The following is an 18027-nucleotide window of genomic DNA, read 5'->3' on the forward strand; positions in this document are numbered from 1 at the left end:
TTTTTTTTCCTTCTGTTTTTTGGTTGGGTTTTTTTTTTTTTTTTGTTTTTTGTGGGGGGGGGGGGGGGGGGGTACTGGGGGTTTTATTTTTTTATTTGGGGGGGGGCGGGCGGGTTGGGGCGGCCCCGCCATGGTCCGAAGCCTTACGGCTTGGGGAGCGCGCAGCCCTCGCGGCTCAGGTCGATCTTGTTGCCGGGTGCCACGCACGGCACGATGCCGTACGTCTGCTGGGCGTAGTTGATGCCCTCGCGGACCGTCACCTTGCCGCTCTCGTCGACCTCGCACGGATTGTTGTCCGTGCACTCCTCGCCGCTCTCGTTGCCGGTGTTGTTGACGGCGACGACCTTGCCGGTCGCGTCATCGACCACCGGTGAGCCCGAAGTGCCGCCGATCGTCTGGCAGTCGGAGGTGTAGCGGACCGAGTCCTTCCAGGTCCAGTTCCCCTCCTTGAGGCGGTAGGCGAACCCGTCGACGCTGCACTTGTACGTCTTCTTCCAGTAGCCGGAGACGACCGTGATCGCCTTCCCCTGCTCCGGGTGCTCCGCGTTCAGCTCAAGGGCCTTGATGCCGAACTTGCTCTCGATCTCGCCGTAGGTGCTGGTGAGTTGGTAGAGCGAGAGGTCCGTGTCCGTCATCGTCCCGTACGCGATCTTGCTCGCCTTGACCGTGCCGGCGTCGCCGCCACCGGCGTCGAGGAGGGTGAAGCTGCGGGACGACGGCTTGTCGACGACGACCTCGCCGGGCGCCGGGAAGCCGCTCTCCAGGCAGTGTCCGTTGGACATCACGAGCGCGGGGTCGTCCGGCTTCGAGTCCGCCACGCGGACGACGGAGCCGGAACAGTTGCTCAGCGCCACGGTGCCCGCGAAGTCAACCGCCTTCGCCTTGGCGGGCCGTGCGTCGCTGACGGCCGTCGCGGGTACCGCCGTCGCCCCGAGGAGCAGGGCGGAGAAGCACGCGACGACGAGAGGCTTGTTCATGTGGGGGGTCCCCTCTGTTGACTATGTGACCGAAGTTGCTTGGTTTTGTCATGCGCATTGTTGAGGTACTCGGCCGCGAGAACAAGACCGCATACGGACACGACTGACCGCTGACAGGACAACCCCGAACGCCTGACCGGCCGGCGCCACGCCCTGACGTGGCGCAAAACACGAGGCAGGTGGCGTTACGCGGCCGTAAGCTCGCGGACATGCAGGTCATCCAGTCGACGAAGCTCGCCAACGTCTGTTACGAGATCCGGGGTCCGGTGCTCGAGGAGGCGATGCGGCTGGAAGCCGCGGGCCACCGCATCCTGAAGCTCAACACCGGCAACCCCGCGGCCTTCGGGTTCGAGTGCCCGCCCGAGATCCTGGAGGACATCCTCCGCAACGTCGGCGACGCGCACGGCTACGGAGACGCGAAGGGCCTGCTCGCCGCCCGCCGCGCGGTGGTCATGCACAACCAGACGCTGGGCATCGAGACGGACGTCGAGCACGTCTTCATCGGCAACGGCGTCTCCGAGCTCATCGTGATGGCCATGCAGGGCCTGCTCGACGACGGCGACGAGGTCCTCGTACCGGCGCCGGACTATCCGCTGTGGACCGCCGCGGTCTCGCTCTCCGGCGGCACGGCCGTGCACTACCGCTGCGACGAGCAGGCGGACTGGATGCCGGACCTCGCCGACATCGAGCGCAAGGTGACCGACCGCACCAAGGCGCTCGTCATCATCAACCCGAACAATCCGACGGGCGCCGTGTACAGCGAGGAGATGCTGCGCGGCCTGACCGACATCGCCCGGCGCCACAATCTCCTGGTCTGCTCGGACGAGATCTACGACAAGATCCTCTACGACGACGCGGTCCACACCCCCACCGCCGCCATCGCCCCGGACCTGCTCACCCTCACCTTCAACGGCATGTCGAAGGCGTACCGGGTGGCCGGTTACCGCGTCGGCTGGGTGGCCATCTCGGGGCCGAAGGCGCACGCGTCCTCGTACATCGAGGGCCTGACGATCCTGGCGAACATGCGCCTGTGCGCGAACATGCCGGGCCAGCACGGCGTGGTCGCCGCGCTCAGCGGGCGGCAGACCATCAACGACCTCGTGCTGCCGGGCGGCCGGCTCGTCGAACAGCGCGACACGGCGTACGACCTGCTGACGCAGATCCCCGGCGTGAGCTGCGTGAAGCCCAAGGGGTCGCTCTACCTCTTCCCGCGGCTCGACCCGAAGGTCTTCAAGATCAAGGACGACCGCCAGATGGTGCTCGACCTGCTCCGCGCCGAGAAGATCATGGTCGTCCACGGCACCGGCTTCAACTGGCCCGAGCCGGATCACTTCCGGGTCGTCACGCTGCCCACGGCGACGGACCTGACCGAGGCCGTCACCCGGATCGGCACCTTCCTGGACGGCTACAGCCAGCCCTAGCCCCCGCAGCCCCCGGGAAGGGGAGCCCCGATCAACTTTAGACAGAATCTAATGTAGGATGGCTTTCAAGCTACCCGCCAGGAGGCCATCCCATGTACGAGCCGATCCGCACGAAGTCGGTCCATGCCATGGCCGACCCGGGCGACTTCCCGCACCGCTCCCGTGAGGAGGAGCTGGACACCCAGCTCGCCGCGCATCTGGCCGCGCTCCTCGCCGTCACGGACGAGCTGCGGGCCCTGGCGCCCGCCGCCGACCTGGACGACGCCGCCGAACAGCTGGCGTCCGAGGTGTCCCGGCTGCGCGGCGGCCTCGTCCCCGTACGCTCGGCCGTGGTGACCGCCATCCACGAGCCGCACCTCAACGCCCTGCACCAGCGCGCCCACGCCCTCGCGGGCCGGGCCCTGGTGGTGGCCGCGTCCCGCGCAGACACCGCGGCGGCGATCCTCGCCGCCCGTCGCATGGACGCGCACGCAGGCGCCGCCCACCTCGTCGGCGCCCTCTGACGGCCCCGGTCCGCGGCCGGTGAGGCCACGGACCGGGTGCCACCAACGGTGACGACGGCCGGGGGTGCCCGTCGCACCGTCGCTCAATCGGCGATCTTCACCTGGCCGGTCAGCCGGTGATCTTCACCGTGGCCCGAGCGGTCGATCCGCCGTGCAGGGCATCGCCCTCGTAGCTCACCGCGTAGACCGTCTTGCCCTTCTTGCTCGGCAGGTCCCTGAGCCGGAACGTGCCGTCCGCCGCCACCTGCGCCGACGTCAGTTCACCCGTCGCGCCGGACTTGTCGGTCCGCGTCACCTTCAGCGCGATCCCGGACGGCAGCGCTCGCCCCTGCCCGGTCAGCTTGCCGGTGATCTCGACGCCGCCGTTGCGGGTCGCCTCCGCGGGAGCCGTCAGCTCGATCGCCGTCGCCGCCTTCGCCACGTCCACGGTGACCGTGACGTCACCGGCGGGCCGGTGCGTGACATCGCCGAGGAACCGCAGCGTGTACGTCGCCTCGCCGAGCCGGTCCGGGACGTCCAGGACGGTGAAGCCGCCGTCGGCCGCGACCTTGGCGGACGCCACCTCCGTCGTGCCGTCGGCGTCCTTGCGGACCGCGGCGACCTTCACCGGCTCCGTGGGCGCGGGCCCGTCGAGCTCCAACTTGCCGCGGATGCCGAGCGGTTCACCGACCACGGGCTTCGAAGGCGTGGTGCTCAGGGTGCCCGTGAAGCGCGAGTCGTACTGGGCGGCCGGCGGCGTGATGACGTGCAGCCAGTGGCTGCCGCCGCCGTCCGAGGTCACCGCGAAGAGCCGTGCGCCGTCCTTGGTCCAGCCGAGCCCCTGCGGCACGACCCGCGAGCCGTCGAGCTCCCCCTCGAAGGCGAACTCCAGGGTCTTGGCGCCGTCCGCCGGGTCGGCTGGCTGGATCAGCAGATCCGCCGCGCTGCCCGAGGCGACCGCACCGCGCGCCACGTACTTTCCGTCGCCGCTGAACGCCACCGCCGAGGCCTTCGCGCCCTCCGCCAGCGGCTGGTAGCCCGCCGGGGCGTCCGCCAGATCGGCGGCGTCGAGCAGCCGGGTGCCGTAGGCCGCGTCGGCGACGGCGATCCGCTTGCCGTCGGCGCTCTGGGCGATGTCCTTCAGGTCGAGCGCGCCCTTGCCCTCGGCGTCCGCGAACCGCCGCTGCGGACCGCGCACCAGGGTCTCGCCGCTCGCGTCGAACGTGGTGAGGAACGCGTTGGCCGCGTTGCCCGCGCCCGCCTGCCCCATCACGAGCCGGTCCGGCGCCTCGGGCCCCGCCTCCAGCTTCAGCCGGCCCTCGCTGCTCCAGCCGGTGTTGACGTACGAGGCGTCCTTGACGCCGTACAGATACGCGCCGTTGTCGGCCCTGTCGCAGTACGAGCCGGTGTACGGCGTCTCGGTGAACCACGTCTTGCCGCCCGCGACGGCGACGTCCCGGCCGCACTCGACGTCGTAGGGCGTGTAGGACGCGCCGCTCTTGGTCTGCGTCGCCGTGTCGAACGCCACGATCCGGTTGGACACCGACACGTTCAGCGTCGCGCCGTCCGCGCTGAGCGCCATGCCGGAGGCGGGCTGGTCGGTGACGAGTGAACCCACCCGCTGGCCCTGGAAGTTGTAGACCCAGACCTGGCTCGCGCCACTGCTCTTGCCTGCGTCGCTGACGTAGACGCGCTCGTGCGCGTCGTCGACCACCATCGCCCCGAACGAGGAGATCGGCAGCTTGGCCGCCTCGTCCGAGGGAGTGGCGGCGTGCGCGGCGGGCGCGGCCACGGCGATCAGCCCCGCGGAGCCGAGCGCCACCGAAAGCGCCACCCCCGTCACACGCCTTGCGCCCGTCACACGTCTTAACCGCTGAGACTTCTTCAACTTGGCCCCCCACAGGCACATTTGGCGGCGCGCATCGATCAGCGGCCCCCCGTGTGGGGTCATTGAAACATGTGAGAGCTAGGTGAAGGCAAGGTGCGCAAGATGCGTACATGCACGGATGGTCCCGGCGCGTACACGCGGACGGGCCCCGCACGCCGTTGTGCGGGGCCCATCCGGAATGCGCGGGGACGTCAGCCGAGACGCTGCACGAGCGCGCGGTACTCGTCCCACAGTTCCTTGGGCGTGTGGTCGCCGAAGGTGTTCAGGTGCTCGGGGACCAGCGAGGCCTCGTCGCGCCAGACCTCCTTGTCCACCGTGAGCAGGAACTCCAGGTCGGAGGCGGGCAGGTCGAGGCCCTCCGTGTCCAGCGAGTCGACCGTCGGCAGGATGCCGATGGGGGTCTCGACGCCGTCCGCCTTGCCGTCGAGGCGGTCGACGATCCACTTCAGGACGCGGCTGTTCTCGCCGAAGCCGGGCCACACGAACTTGCCCTCGGCGTTCTTCCGGAACCAGTTCACGTAGTAGATCTTCGGCAGCTTCGACTGGTCGGGCTTGTCCGCGCCGACCTTGACCCAGTGGGCCATGTAGTCGCCCATGTTGTAGCCGCAGAACGGCAGCATGGCGAAGGGGTCGCGGCGCAGCTCGCCGACCTTGCCCTCGGCCGCGGCGGTCTTCTCGCTGGCCACGTTCGCGCCGAGGAAGACGCCGTGCTGCCAGTTGAAGGACTCCGTCACCAGCGGCACCGCGCTGGCGCGACGGCCGCCGAAGAGGATCGCCGAGATCGGCACGCCCTTGGGGTCCTCCCACTCGGGCGCGATGATCGGGCACTGCGAGGCGGGCGTGGTGAAGCGGGCGTTCGGGTGGGCCGCGGGGACGCCCGACTCGGGGGTCCAGTCGTTGCCCTTCCAGTCGGTGAGGTGGGCGGGAGTCTCCTCCGTCATGCCCTCCCACCAGACGTCGTTGTCGTCGGTGAGGGCGACGTTCGTGAAGACCGAGTTGCCCCACAGGGTCTTCATGGCGTTGGCGTTGGTGTGCTCGCCGGTGCCGGGCGCGACGCCGAAGAAACCGGCCTCGGGGTTGATCGCGTAGAGCCGGCCGTCCTCGCCGAAGCGCATCCAGGCGATGTCGTCACCGATGGTCTCGACGGTCCAGCCGCGGGTCGTCGGCTCCAGCATGGCGAGGTTCGTCTTGCCGCAGGCGCTCGGGAACGCTGCCGCGACGTACTTCGACTCCCCCTCCGGCGGCGTGAGCTTGAGGATCAGCATGTGCTCGGCCAGCCAGCCCTCGTCGCGCGCCATGACGGAGGCGATGCGCAGGGCGTAGCACTTCTTGCCGAGCAGGGCGTTGCCGCCGTAGCCCGAGCCGTACGACCAGATCTCGCGGTCCTCGGGGAAGTGCGAGATGTACTTCGTGGAGTTGCAGGGCCACGGCACGTCGGCCTCGCCCTGCTCCAGGGGCGCGCCGAGCGTGTGGACGGCCTTGACGAAGAAGCCGTCGTCGCCGAGCTCGTCCAGGACCGCCTGGCCCATGCGGGTCATGGTGCGCATGGAGACCGCGACGTACGCGGAGTCGGTGATCTCGACGCCGATGGCGGACAGCGGTGAGCCGACCGGGCCCATGCAGAAGGGCACGACGTACATCGTGCGGCCGCGCATCGAGCCGCGGAAGACGCCCTTCTCGCCGGTGAAGATCTCCCGCATCTCGGCGGGGGCCTTCCAGTGGTTGGTCGGGCCCGCGTCCTCTTCCTTCTCGGAGCAGATGAAGGTGCGGTCCTCGACGCGCGCGACGTCGGTCGGGTCGGAGGCCGCGTAGTACGAGTTCGGGCGCTTGATCGGGTCGAGCTTCTTGAAGGTGCCCTTGGCGACGAGCTCCTCGCACAGGCGCTCGTACTCGGCCTCGGATCCGTCACACCAGACCACGCTGTCCGGCTGCGTCAGTTCGACGATCTCGCTCACCCAGGACACGAGGTCCTGGTGGTTGGTGGGAACGGTGCCCAGGGACTCAGAGAGAAGGGGAGCCGCGATGTCGCGCGCCACGATTGCTCCTATACGAGGGGTTTATAGGTTTGTTGCCCCGTGGGGGCTGCGACCCGGACGCTTCACTTGTTCCCTCTGGCGCTCATCCGGTGCCGACCGCACTCATTTGATCATCCGACGCATCCGCGCATATGTCCAGAGGGCCTCACACGTGAGCGGCGTGAGCATCGCCACTCGCGCAGGCGGCCTCCCGTACGCGAATCCGTCACTTGTACGCTCGGGTATCACCGTGACCATCGCCACTTGTACGCCACGGTTCACCCACGACTGATGCCTAACTTACGGTTGCGTAGGTACCATGCCGATATGACCGCTCCCGTCCCCGACGCTGTCACGAAGTCGCAGGCCAAGAGCCCGGATTCGTCGGCGCTCGACGCCCTGCCGCTCCCCGACCTCGCAGAAGTGAAGCCGAAGATGCGCGGCTGGCTGCACGCGGGCATGTTCCCCGCGGTGCTGATCTCCGGCATCGTGCTCACGGCGCTCGCGGACTCTCCGCGCGCCCGGATCGCCTGCGGCATCTATGTCCTGACGGCCTGCCTGCTCTTCGGTGTGAGCGCGATCTACCACCGGGGCACCTGGGGCCCGCGCGCGGACGGCGTGCTGCGCAGACTCGACCACGCCAACATCTTCCTGATCATCGCGGGCACGTACACCCCGCTGACGATGCTGCTCCTGCCCGACTCCAAGGGGCAGTGGCTGCTCTGGGGCGTCTGGGGCGCCGCGGTGGCCGGCATCCTCTTCCGGGTCTTCTGGGTCGGCGCGCCGCGCTGGCTCTACACCCCGTGCTACATCGCGATGGGCTGGGCGGCGGTCTTCTACCTGCCCGACTTCATGCGCACCGGCGGCATCGCCGTCCTGGTCCTGGTGATCGTCGGCGGGCTGCTCTACAGCGCGGGCGGCGTGATCTACGGAATCAAGCGCCCCAACCCGTCCCCGCGCTTCTTCGGCTTCCATGAGGTCTTCCACTCCCTGACGCTGGCCGCGTTCGCGGTGCACTACGTGGGCATCTCGCTGGTGGCGTACTAGCAAGGGCAGCCCCCACACCTCTCCCCTCTTTATGGCCGCGGCTTTCGAGCCGCGGCCATTTGCGTGCGCGGAGACATGCGGATGGAGGTACGTCACCCCTGACTCTTGACTGTGACTACCTTTTGAGAGCTACTCTCAATTCATGGCCACTGTCATAAATCAACCTGCCGTCGACCGGCAGGACCCCCGCCGCTGGTGGGCGCTCGCCGCCCTGGTCGCGAGCATGCTCGTGCTCGGTTTCGACCTGACCATCCTGAACGTCGCCCTGCCCACGATGGCCGGGCAACTGGACGCGAGCACGGGCGAGCAACAGTGGATGGCCGATGCGTACGTCATCGTCTTCGCCGCCCTGATGCTCCCGGCCGGACTGCTCGGCGACCGGTTCGGGCGCCGCAGGATGCTGGTCACCGGGCTCGGGATCTTCCTGGTGGGCTCGCTGCTCGGCGCCCTCGTCGACTCCGTCGAGCTGGTCGTGGCGGCACGGGCGGTCATGGGCCTGGGCGGCGCGCTCGTCATGCCCCTCGCGATGGCCGTGCTGCCCGCGCTCTTCGCGCCCGGCGAGCGGACCAGGGCCGTCGGCATCGTCTCGGCCGCCGCCGCGCTCGGCGCGCCGCTCGGGCCGATCGTCGGCGGCTGGCTCCTCGACCACTTCTGGTGGGGCTCGATCTTCCTGATCAACGTCCCGATGGTCGCGATCGGCATCACGGCCTGCGTCTTCCTCCTCCCGGAGACGACCGACCCGTCGTCCCCCACGGTGGACGCCGCCTCCACCGCGCTCACCGCCGCCGGGCTCGGTGCGCTCATCTACGGGATCATCGAGGCGCCCGTACGCGGCTGGGGCGACCCCCTGGTCCTGGCCATGCTCGGCGGCGCGGTCGCCCTGATCGCCGCACTCGTCCTGCGGGAACGCCATCTGCCGCGCCCGATGCTCGACATGGCGCTGCTGCGCAACCGGGGCTTCCTGCTCAACACGGTCGCGGCGACGCTCGTCATGTTCGTCCTGTCGGGCCTGATGTTCGTGCTCCCGCCGTATCTCCAGGCGGTCCTCGGCCATGACGCCTTCGGCACCGGGGTGCGGCTGCTGCCGATGATGGGCGGGCTGATCGTCGCCGCGAAGGGCGCGGAGCCCGTCGTACGCCGCTTCGGCCCGCGCGCGGTGATCAGCTGCGGGCTCGTCGTCCTGGCCTTCGCGGCGATCCTCGGCAGCCGCACGCATGCCGACTCCGGGTACGGCTTCACGGCGCTGTGGCTCAGCATCGCCGGGCTCGGCTTCGGCTTCGCCGTCGTACCGTCCATGGACTCGGCACTCGGCGCGCTCCCCGTCGAGCGCGCGGGATCGGGCACCGGGCTCCTGATGACGGTGCGGCAGGTGGGCAGCGCCATCGGGATCGCGCTGCTCGGCTCGCTGCTCTCCGGGGTGTACGTCGACCGGCTCGACACCGGCGGGCTGCCGTCCGGGGCCGCCGACACCGCGGGCGATTCGGTGGTGGCCGCCCACGCGGTCGCCGACCGGCTCGGGGTTCCCGGGCTCATCGGCTCCGCCGACGAGGCGTACATCGACGGGATGGCGACGGTCCTTCTGGTCAGCGGGATCGCCGCGCTGGTCACCGCGCTGCTCGTCGCGGCGCTGCTGCCCAAGGCGCCGCCGTCGCCGGACGCCGAGATGGCACGGCGGACGGAGAATGCCCGACAATGAGCGCCATGACGGCCGTACGCACCACCGCTTCCTCGCAAGGCCCCCGGCCTGGGCTTCGCGAACGGAAGAAGCTGAAGACCCGCATCGCGATCCGGGACGCCACCTACGGGCTCATCGAGGAGCAGGGGTACGACGCGACGACGGTCGAGCAGATCGCCGAGGCCGCGGAGGTGTCGGCGTCGACCGTCTTTCGCTACTTCCCCACCAAGGAGGACATCGTCCTCACCGACGAGTACGACCCGCTCCTGGAGGACGAGCTGCGGGCGCGCCCCGCGGACGAGCCGATCGTCGAGTCCTTGCGGCACGTGCTGCGCAGGGCGGTGGGCCTCGGCTTCACCGAGGAGCCGGAGGTCTCACGCCTGCGTACGCGCCTGATGGTCGAGGTCCCCGCCGTGCGCTCCCGGATGCTGGAGAGCATGTCGGTCACCGGCCGGATGCTCTGCGGGGTCATCGGGGAACGCACCGGCCGCGAGCCGGGTGAGCTGGAGGTCCGGGTCTTCTCGATGGGCCTGATCGGCGCCCTGACGGAGACGGCGGCGTACTGGGCGGAGCACGACCACCAGGACGACCTGGGCGAACTGGTGGACCGCACCCTGAACATGCTGGCCGACGGCTTCGCCTCCGGGCACGGGGCGCCGTAAGTCCCCGTCGATCGCCGGACGGGCCAAGAGTCTCGGCCCGTCCGGCGATCGAGGACGTCAGGTAAGGACCGCCCGAGCCTCAGCCGGAGAGCTTCGTCGCCAGATCCCCCGCATCCACGGTCGGCGCGTCGCAGACGAACCGCCGGCAGACGTAAGCCGCCGGAAGTCCCTCCACGAGCCCCCTCCCCGCGAGCAGCGGAAGCTCGTCGTCGCCCGCGGCGCCGACGGCGACCACGGCCCCCGGCGCCGTCCCGAGCAGCGCGGTCCGGTGCAGGTCCCCGCCCACCGGACCGATCACGGCGACCTCACGCGGCCCGTCGAGCGCGGCCTCGGCCACCGCGAGCCCGTGCCCGATGAACCGCGGCGCCCGAGGCGCGAGCCCCTTCACCACCCCCAACGCCCGCTCCGCGGCGCGCCGATGAGGCTCCGCCCCGGTCTGCGCGGCGTACGAGAGCAGTGCGCCCGCGGCCGCCGTCCACCCGGAAGGCACCGCGTTGTCGGTGGGATCCTGCGGGCGGCGGATCAACTGCTCGGCGTCCGCGGCCGTGTCGTACAGGGACCCGGACTCCTCGTCCACGAACTGCCCGAGGACATGGTCGAGCAGGAACCCGGCGAACTCCAGCCACACCCCCTCCCCCGTCACGGAGGCCAGCGCGAGGAACCCCTCGGCGACATCGGCGTAGTCCTCCAACACACCCGCGTTGGCGCCCACTTGGCCGTCCTTGGACGTACGGGAGAGCCGCGCCCGGTCGTCCATGTGCAGCCGCACGAGCAGATCGCCCGCGCCGACCGCCGCCGCCACCAGGTCGGGCCGCTCGAAGTACGCCCCCACCTCGGCGAGCGCCGCGACGGCGAGTCCGTTCCAGGCGGCGACGATCTTGTCGTCACGGCCGGGCGCGGGCCGCTGCGAGCGCGCGGCGAGCAGCCGCTCCCGGATCGAGTCGAGCCGCGCGGCGTCCGCCGCCACGCCGCTGTTCTCCGGGAGCTGGAGGACCGAAGCGCCCTCCTCGAAGGTGCCTTCCCGCGTCACCCCGAAGTACGCGGCGGCGATCTCGGCGTCCGCGTCGCCGAGCACCTCGCGCAGCTGCTCCGGCGTCCACACGTAGTAGGCGCCCTCGACATGCTTGCCGGTCGTGGCGTCCTCGCTGTCCGCGTCGAGCGCGGAGGAGAACCCGCCTTCGTTCGTGCGCAGTTCGCGCACCATGAAGTCGGCGGTCTCCAGGGCGACACGCCGTGCGAGGTCCGAGCCCGTGGCCCGCCACAGGTGGGCGTAGACCCGGCAGAGCAGGGCGTTGTCGTACAGCATCTTCTCGAAGTGGGGCACGGTCCACTCGCGGTCCACGGAGTAGCGCGCGAAGCCGCCGCCCAGCTGGTCGTAGATCCCGCCGCGCGCCATCCGCTCGCAGGTGTCGGCGGCCATCTGGAGCGCGCCCTCCGCGCCCGTGCGGGCGTAGTGCCGCAGCAGGAACTCCACGACCATGGACGGCGGGAACTTGGGCGCACCCCCGAAGCCGCCCCGCGAGGCGTCGTAGTCCCGCGTCAGGCCGAGCAGCGCCTGCGCGAGGTCGTCCCCGCCCGGCAGTTCGTCGGAGCCGAACGCGAGCTGGCGCTCGGAGAGGTCGCGGACGATCTTCCCGGCGACCTCGTCGACCTCGTCGCGCCGGTCCGTCCAGGCCCGGCGCACCCCGTCGGCGACCTGCTGGAAGGAGGGCATGCCGTGCCGGGGCTCGGGCGGGAAGTACGTGCCGAAGTAGAAGGGCTCGGCGTCGGGGGTGAGGAAGACCGTCATGGGCCAGCCGCCCTGGCCGGTCGCGGCCTGCACGGCCTCCATGTAGACGGCGTCGATGTCGGGCCGCTCCTCGCGGTCGACCTTGACGTTGACGAAGTGCTCGTTCAGGAAGGCGGCCGTCCCGGCGTCCTCGAAGGACTCGTGCGCCATGACGTGACACCAGTGGCAACTGCTGTACCCCACGCTGAGCAGCACGGGAACGCCTCGCTCCCGTGCCTGCTCGAAGGCCTCTGCCGACCAGGGCCACCAGTCGACGGGGTTGTCGGCGTGCTGAAGGAGGTAGGGGGACGTTTCATGGGCCAGTCGGTTCGGCATGCCCCCCATCCTCGCGCACATGGGCCGCCGATCCGGGGACTGCCCCCACGTCATCCGAGGGCTGTCCCCACGTGATCCGCGGACTCCCTCGCGCCGGAGGCCCGTACGCAGGACACTTGTGACCGCAGACGACTATTGCTCTCAGATTGCTCTCGGAGGGGGACCCATATGCGGGACAGCCATCGGGCCGAAGCCGAGCGGCTGTTGGTGCGGGCGGTGGAGGAAGAGGTGCGGCGCTCCGGCGGGCGCATCGACGGGGGTGTGCTGCTCACGCGGGCCCGGGGCGCGCTCGACGCCATGGGGCAGACCGCCGACGAGGAGTACGCCGCCTATGCGCGGGCCGTCGACGAGGCGGCGGCCGGGCAGCTCTCCTTCGGGCAGCGCTATGCCAAGGAGGGGGCGGGAACTCCGCTGCTGGTGGCCGCCGTTGCGGCTGTCGCGGCGTGCGTCGCCGACCTCGTGCTCGGGACCGGGACTTCGACCGCGCTCGGCGTGGGCGCCGCCGTCGGCGTCATCGGCGCGGCCACCACCGTCCTGAAGGTCACCGCCTCCCATGTGCCCGACGCCAGCCGCCGCGCCGGTGCGATCAACCAGCCGGGCGGGCCCGAGCAGCTGCGGCTCCAGTGGCTGACGGCCCTTGAGGTGCGGGGCATCCGGCCCTTCATCGACCAGCAGCGGGTGCTCCAGGCGTCCTCCGGGCCCAGCAAGAAGAAGGCCGCGCCCCAGCTGCGGGGCACGGACAAGAGCGCGGCGGCGCGCAGGCGCACCGTACTGGAGCAGTCCTTCACCCAACTGCCCGAGCCGGACGGCCCGTTCGCCGGGCGTCGCGCCGAGCTCGCCCGTGTCGCGCAGTGGGTGCACGCCGCGCGGGCCAGCACCGAGACCCGGCCGACCGTCGTCGTGCTGCACGGCGCGCCGGGCTCGGGGCGCTCCTCGCTCGCCGTGCGGGCCGCGCACGATCTGCGGGACCAGTTCCGGGGCGCCTGCGTCGTCGACCTGCGGGGCGAGAGCTCCAAGCCGCTGTCCACGCGGGACGCGCTGCTGCATCTGCTGAATCGATTGGGCGCCCCGCGCGAGCAGTTGCTGTTCCGGGAGCGCTCCTCCCAGGAGCAGCAGGTCAAGCGGCTCAGCGAGCTGTACCACCAGTATCTGACCGGGCTCGCGGTGACCGTCGTGCTCGACGACGCGAGCGACCCGGAGCAGGTGCGCACCCTGGTGCCCGAGCGCTCCGACAGCCTCGTCGTCGTCACCACCCGCAAGCCCCTGGAACTGCCCGCCGACCTCCCCGCCTGGGTGCACCAGCTGCCGGTGGAGCCGTTGGACGCGGCGGGCTCGGAGGAGCTCCTGAGGGAGGCGGCGCAGGACGCTTCGGGGCCCTACGACGCCGAATCCGCCGACGCCGTACGGGAGTTGTGCGGTGGGCTGCCGCTCGCCCTGCGGGTCGCCGGGTCCTCGATCGGCGCGCGTACGGCACGTCAGCTCGCCTCCGATCTCGCCGCGTACGGCCCGGTCGAGCCGGTCGAGCGCGTCCTGTGGCTGCGCTACACCGACCAGGCCGAGCCCGCCCGGCGCCTCCTGCGCAGGCTCGCGCTCGCGGGCCGCGCGTCCCTCGGGGCGGCGGCAGCGGCCGCCCTGCTCGGCGCCGACGAGAACGAGGCGGCACGCCAGCTGACCGCGCTCTCCCGCGCGGGCCTCGTCGACCACGTGCGCGGCAGCCGCTACCGCCTGCACGACCTCGTACGCGCCTTCGCGCTCGCCCGGCTCATCGACGAGGAGGAGCCGGCCGAGCGCACGGCCGCGCAGGAGCGCCTGATCGTCAGCTACAGCGAGCTCGCGGGATCCGTGATCCGCCTGGTCGACGGCAAGATGTCGACGCGGGCCGGCCAGTTCGACCGGCACGGCTTCTCCTCGCTCGATGCCGCCCTGCGCTGGCTCGACGACGAGTCGAGCTTCATCACGGCGACGCTGCGGCACGCGGAGGGCGTGGACCAGGAGGCGGTGCTCAACCTCCTGGGCGCGCTCTGCGACTACTGCCTGCTGCGCGGCGACCTCTACCGCCTGGGCGAGATCAGCGAGCTGACGCAGGCCGTCGACAAGGGCCTGCTCACCCGGAGCGTGCGGTGGCGCACGGGCATCGCCTCCCGTCAGCTGGGCGAGCTCGACCAGGCGCGCACGACCCTGACGTCGGTCGTGGACCTGTACCTGGAGGCCCACCAGGACGCGGGCGCGGCCCTGGCCCTGTGCTCCCTGGGGATCACCCTGCACCACCAGGGCAATCTGACGGAGGCGTCGGCGCGTCTGCACGAGGCCCTGGAACTGCAGGCAGCGGACGAGCTCGCCGGTGACCGCGCCTGGACGATGCACGCCCTCGCGGCGGTGGAGCGTGACCGCGCCAACCTGAACGAGGCGCTGGGGCTCCTGGAGGCCTCGCTCGCCCTGCACCGCGAGAACGACTCCCTGCACGGCGAGGCGTGGGCGCACTTCCAGCTCGGCCAGCTCTGCCTGCGCATGGGCGACGTACCGCGCGCCCAGGAGCAGCTGAAGGGCGCCCTCGACCTGTACGGACGCACCCGCGACGGCCGCGGCGAGGCCTGGGCCCTGACGCAGCTCGCGCGGGCCCGCCTGGTGGACGGCGACGCGTCGGCGGCGGTCGACGGGCTGCGCCAGGCGGTGTCCCGGCACCGCGACAACGAGGACGCGCGCGGCGAGGCGTGGAGCGCCTACTACCTGGGCCAGGCCCTGGAGGAGGCGGGCAGCCTGGACCAGGCGGTGCGTGAGCTGGAGCGCTCGCGGACGATGTTCTCGCGGATGCGCGACGTGTACGGCCTGGCCTGCGCCCGCCACCACTCGGCCCGGGTGACCCGCGACCAGCGCGCCGCCCAGACGGGTTCGCTGCGCAACTCCGGCTTCGCCCGCCAGCTCCTGGTGGACGCCCGCGCCGACTTCCAGCGCATCGGCGTCGCGCACGGCGAGGCCTGGACCTGCCTGGAGCTTGCGGTCGTGGACGCCGGGAACACGCGCGCCCAGCAGGCGCTCGCCCTGTGCGAAGAGGCCGCCGAGCTGTTCGCCTCGTACGGCGACCGGCGCGGCGAGGACTGGGCCCGCTTCCTGCGCTGCACCCTGCTGCCGTACGGATCGCCCGGCGGCTGGGAGATCGGCACCGCCGTCGCCCAGGAGGAGCTCAGCCAGCTCGCCCGCGCCGGTCACCCGACGCGCGACGGCAAGCTGGACGACTACATGGAGGCGTACGCCCTGCTCCTGGAGCGCGGCGCCGATCTGGAGACCGGCTGGCAGGCCTGGCGCCTGGGCATGGTGCCGAACCGCCACTCCCGTGAGGTGATGGGAGTGACGGTGGAGAGAGCGGGCTAGCCCTTGCCGGGCTCGGCCGCGGAGGTCTTCCCCTCACCGGAGGGGGCCTCCGCGGATTCCTTGAAGTCGACCTTCCGCATGTGCTTGCTCATCGACTTCATCAGCCCCCAGACGGCGAGGGCCATCACCGCGAAGACGATGAAGCCGAGAACACCCGGAGTCACCTTGTCATCGTCGACCTCTTTGGCGAGAGGGACGAGATGCGTCATTGCCAGATGTGCGTTCACGCTAGGCATTGTCGCGGATGCCCGCAAAGAGGTCGTCCTCGGGGAGGGATGTATCGACGAGCGACTTCGCGAGCTCGTACTCCTCCGTGGGCCAGACCTCCTTCTGGAGCTCCATCGGCACGCGGAACCAGCCGCCCTCGGGGTCGATCTGCGTGGCGTGCGCGATCAGCGCGCGGTCGCGGACCTCGTAGAAGTCGGCGCAGGGAACGTGCGTGGTCAGCGTGCGCTCGACCCGCTCGAACTCGTCCCACCGCTTGAGCCAGTCCCCGTAGGGCGACTCCATGCCCTTGTCGAGCATCGCCTGGTGCAGCGCCTCGGTGCGCGGCCGGTTGAAGCCCTGGTTGTAGTAGAGCTTCTGCGGCTGGAAGACCGGGCCGTACTCGCTCTCGGGGTACTTCTCGGCGTCCGCCGCCCCTTCGAAGGCCACCATCGAGATCTTGTGGGTCATGATGTGGTCGGGGTGCGGATAGCCGCCGTTCTCGTCGTACGTGGTGATGACCTGCGGACGGAAGGAGCGGATCTGGCGGACGAGCTCACCGGCCGCCTTGTCGACGTCCTCGAGGGCGAAGCAGCCCTCGGGCAGCGGCGGCAGCGGGTCGCCCTCGGGCAGACCCGAGTCGACGAAGCCGAGCCAGTCCTGCTTGACGCCGAGGATCTCGCGCGCCTCCTCCATCTCCTTGCGGCGCACCTCGTGGATGTTCTCCTGGATGTAGGTGTCCCCCTGGAGCTTGGGGTTGAGGATGTCGCCGCGCTCACCGCCCGTGCAGGTCACGACATGCACGTCCACCCCCTCGGACACGTACTTGGCCATGGTGGCCGCGCCCTTCGACGACTCGTCGTCGGGGTGGGCGTGGACGGCCATCAGTCGCAGCTGCTCAGTCAAGACTCGTTCCTCAGTCATCTGGCGCCCGGTCGATTCGGCGCAATGGGCGGCTTCTATAGTGACGGAACCGGGGGGCGGAAAATTCCGGCATCCCCTTTTCTGGAGGACGATCATGACGGCCGTGAGCGAGAAGGCTCCCGATGGCCGCTACGGCCAGTCGCGCTCGGCCGACGAGCGCGCGGACCGCAAGCTGAAGATCGCCGGCGGCATCCTCGGTGCGCTCTTCCTCCTGATGATCGGCTGGTTCGGATACGACTACGTGTCCGGGGCGAAGGTCAGCGGTGAAGTGATCAAGTTCGACGTCGTCTCGGACAATGCGGTCCAGGTGCACCTGGAGGTGCGCAAGGACGCGGACGCGAACGGCTACTGCACCCTGCGTTCACAGGCCGAGGACGGCGAAGAGGTGGGCCGCAAGGACTTCCGCTTCGACCAGGACAACGGCCGGATCGACAAGGTCGTCACGCTGCGCACGAAGGCGCGGGGGACGAGCGCCGAGCTCCTCGGCTGCCACTCCGACTGACGCGGACCGGCACACGTCGGCCCCACGCGTCACGCTGACCCGCCGACTCCCCGGGTGTACCGCCTCTCACCTGCGTTGACGTATTTCTGATGGCTTATGTCCTCCCCCTCAGGCGCCTGAATTGTTAGGCTCGTGGTTTCGCCCACCCGTTAGGGAACATCCTTCTGGGTAGGGCGATGCTTTGTATTCCCAGTACCTACGAGGAGCACCTGTGACCCAGACCAGCGAAAACGTCACCTGGCTGACCCAGGAGGCGTACAACCAGCTCAAGGCCGAGCTGGAGTACCTGTCTGGTCCCGCGCGCACCGAGATCGCTACGAAGATCGCGGCGGCACGTGAGGAGGGCGACCTGCGCGAGAACGGCGGGTACCACGCGGCCAAGGAGGAGCAGGGCAAGCAGGAGCTCCGCGTCCGCCAGCTGACCCAGCTTCTGGAGCACGCGAAGGTCGGCGAGGCGCCGGCCGCGGACGGCGTGGTCGCGCCCGGCATGGTGGTGACGATCGCTTTTGACGGCGACGAGGACGACACCGTGACGTTCCTGCTGGCCTCGCGCGAGTACGCGAGCAGCGATATCGAGACGTATTCGCCGCAGTCACCGCTGGGCAGCGGTGTGAACGGCAAGAAGATCGGCGAGGACGCGCAGTACGAACTGCCGAACGGCAAGCTCGCCTCGGTCAAGATCCTTGAGGCGAAGCCGTACCAGGCCTGAGGTCACTTCGGTCGACGCGTGAGGCCCCCGGCGCACTGTGCGCCGGGG

Annotated in this window: 14 protein-coding genes; 8 read left to right on the forward strand and 6 right to left on the reverse strand. The window is 70.4% G+C overall.

What is annotated here, in order from left to right; translation table 11 throughout:
• Positions 1–143 precede the first annotated feature (143 nt).
• Entirely contained in the window at positions 144–977 is an 834-nt protein-coding gene (locus ACFUPX_RS41875) for a serine protease (protein WP_383334587.1), read from the reverse strand.
• Positions 978–1186: 209 nt separating this feature from the next.
• On the opposite strand from ACFUPX_RS41875, the gene ACFUPX_RS41880 reads away from it, so the two are divergent.
• Both ACFUPX_RS41880 and ACFUPX_RS41885 read left to right on the forward strand, forming a co-directional pair.
• Positions 1187–2398 (forward strand): pyridoxal phosphate-dependent aminotransferase, encoded by a 1212-nt coding sequence (locus ACFUPX_RS41880; RefSeq protein WP_383334589.1) that lies wholly within the window; start codon positions 1187–1189, stop codon positions 2396–2398.
• 92 nt (positions 2399–2490) lie between these two features.
• The gene (locus ACFUPX_RS41885; protein WP_383334591.1) at positions 2491–2901 is read left to right on the forward strand and encodes a hypothetical protein; all 411 of its coding nucleotides are present in this window, start codon (positions 2491–2493) and stop codon (positions 2899–2901) included.
• Between the two features lie 109 nt (positions 2902–3010).
• On the opposite strand, the gene ACFUPX_RS41890 is transcribed toward ACFUPX_RS41885, so the two are convergent.
• Together ACFUPX_RS41890 and ACFUPX_RS41895 are read right to left on the reverse strand one after the other, a co-directional pair.
• Entirely contained in the window at positions 3011–4714 is a 1704-nt protein-coding gene (locus tag ACFUPX_RS41890; protein WP_383334593.1) for an Ig-like domain repeat protein, read from the reverse strand.
• A 245-nt stretch (positions 4715–4959) separates the two neighbouring features.
• Entirely contained in the window at positions 4960–6804 is a 1845-nt protein-coding gene (locus ACFUPX_RS41895) for a phosphoenolpyruvate carboxykinase (GTP) (RefSeq protein ID WP_383334595.1), read from the reverse strand.
• Between the two features lie 306 nt (positions 6805–7110).
• On the opposite strand from ACFUPX_RS41895, the gene ACFUPX_RS41900 reads away from it, so the two are divergent.
• From ACFUPX_RS41900 to ACFUPX_RS41910, 3 genes are all read left to right on the forward strand, one after another.
• Positions 7111–7830 carry a hemolysin III family protein gene (locus ACFUPX_RS41900; protein ID WP_383334597.1) on the forward strand — a complete coding sequence of 240 codons (720 nt, stop codon included), beginning with the start codon at positions 7111–7113 and terminating at the stop codon, positions 7828–7830.
• A gap of 142 nt (positions 7831–7972) precedes the next feature.
• On the forward strand, positions 7973–9526 hold the full coding sequence (locus ACFUPX_RS41905; protein WP_383334599.1) for an MFS transporter: 1554 nt from the start codon (positions 7973–7975) through the stop codon (positions 9524–9526).
• On the forward strand, positions 9523–10167 hold the full coding sequence (locus ACFUPX_RS41910) for a TetR/AcrR family transcriptional regulator (RefSeq protein WP_383334601.1): 645 nt from the start codon (positions 9523–9525) through the stop codon (positions 10165–10167). The genes ACFUPX_RS41905 and ACFUPX_RS41910 overlap by 4 nt, the downstream gene beginning before the upstream one ends.
• Before the next feature lie 79 nt (positions 10168–10246).
• Here ACFUPX_RS41910 and ACFUPX_RS41915 read toward each other — a convergent pair whose 3' ends face one another.
• The gene (locus ACFUPX_RS41915; RefSeq protein ID WP_383334603.1) at positions 10247–12271 is read right to left on the reverse strand and encodes a thioredoxin domain-containing protein; all 2025 of its coding nucleotides are present in this window, start codon (positions 12269–12271) and stop codon (positions 10247–10249) included.
• Between the two features lie 168 nt (positions 12272–12439).
• Here ACFUPX_RS41915 and ACFUPX_RS41920 point away from each other — a divergent pair, with 168 nt between their 5' ends.
• Positions 12440–15640, forward strand: a complete 3201-nt coding sequence (locus tag ACFUPX_RS41920; protein WP_383334605.1) for a tetratricopeptide repeat protein — start codon at positions 12440–12442, stop codon at positions 15638–15640.
• Here ACFUPX_RS41920 and ACFUPX_RS41925 read toward each other — a convergent pair.
• The gene (locus tag ACFUPX_RS41925) at positions 15637–15876 is read right to left on the reverse strand and encodes a hypothetical protein (protein ID WP_383334607.1); all 240 of its coding nucleotides are present in this window, start codon (positions 15874–15876) and stop codon (positions 15637–15639) included. The two genes, ACFUPX_RS41920 and ACFUPX_RS41925, sit on opposite strands and share 4 nt — an antisense overlap.
• Positions 15869–16750, reverse strand: coding sequence for a mycothiol conjugate amidase Mca (gene mca, locus ACFUPX_RS41930; RefSeq protein WP_383334609.1), 882 nt, complete (start codon positions 16748–16750; stop codon positions 15869–15871). The genes ACFUPX_RS41925 and mca overlap by 8 nt, the downstream gene beginning before the upstream one ends.
• Before the next feature lie 112 nt (positions 16751–16862).
• Here mca and ACFUPX_RS41935 point away from each other — a divergent pair, with 112 nt between their 5' ends.
• Both ACFUPX_RS41935 and greA read left to right on the forward strand, forming a co-directional pair.
• On the forward strand, positions 16863–17270 hold the full coding sequence (locus ACFUPX_RS41935; protein WP_383334611.1) for a DUF4307 domain-containing protein: 408 nt from the start codon (positions 16863–16865) through the stop codon (positions 17268–17270).
• Between the two features lie 211 nt (positions 17271–17481).
• Complete coding sequence (gene greA, locus ACFUPX_RS41940) at positions 17482–17979, forward strand: transcription elongation factor GreA (RefSeq protein WP_383334613.1); 498 nt, start codon at positions 17482–17484, stop codon at positions 17977–17979.
• The last annotated feature ends 48 nt before the right edge of the window (positions 17980–18027 follow it).

Source organism: Streptomyces sp. NPDC057302 (assembly GCF_042667685.1).
Taxonomy (GTDB): domain Bacteria; phylum Actinomycetota; class Actinomycetes; order Streptomycetales; family Streptomycetaceae; genus Streptomyces.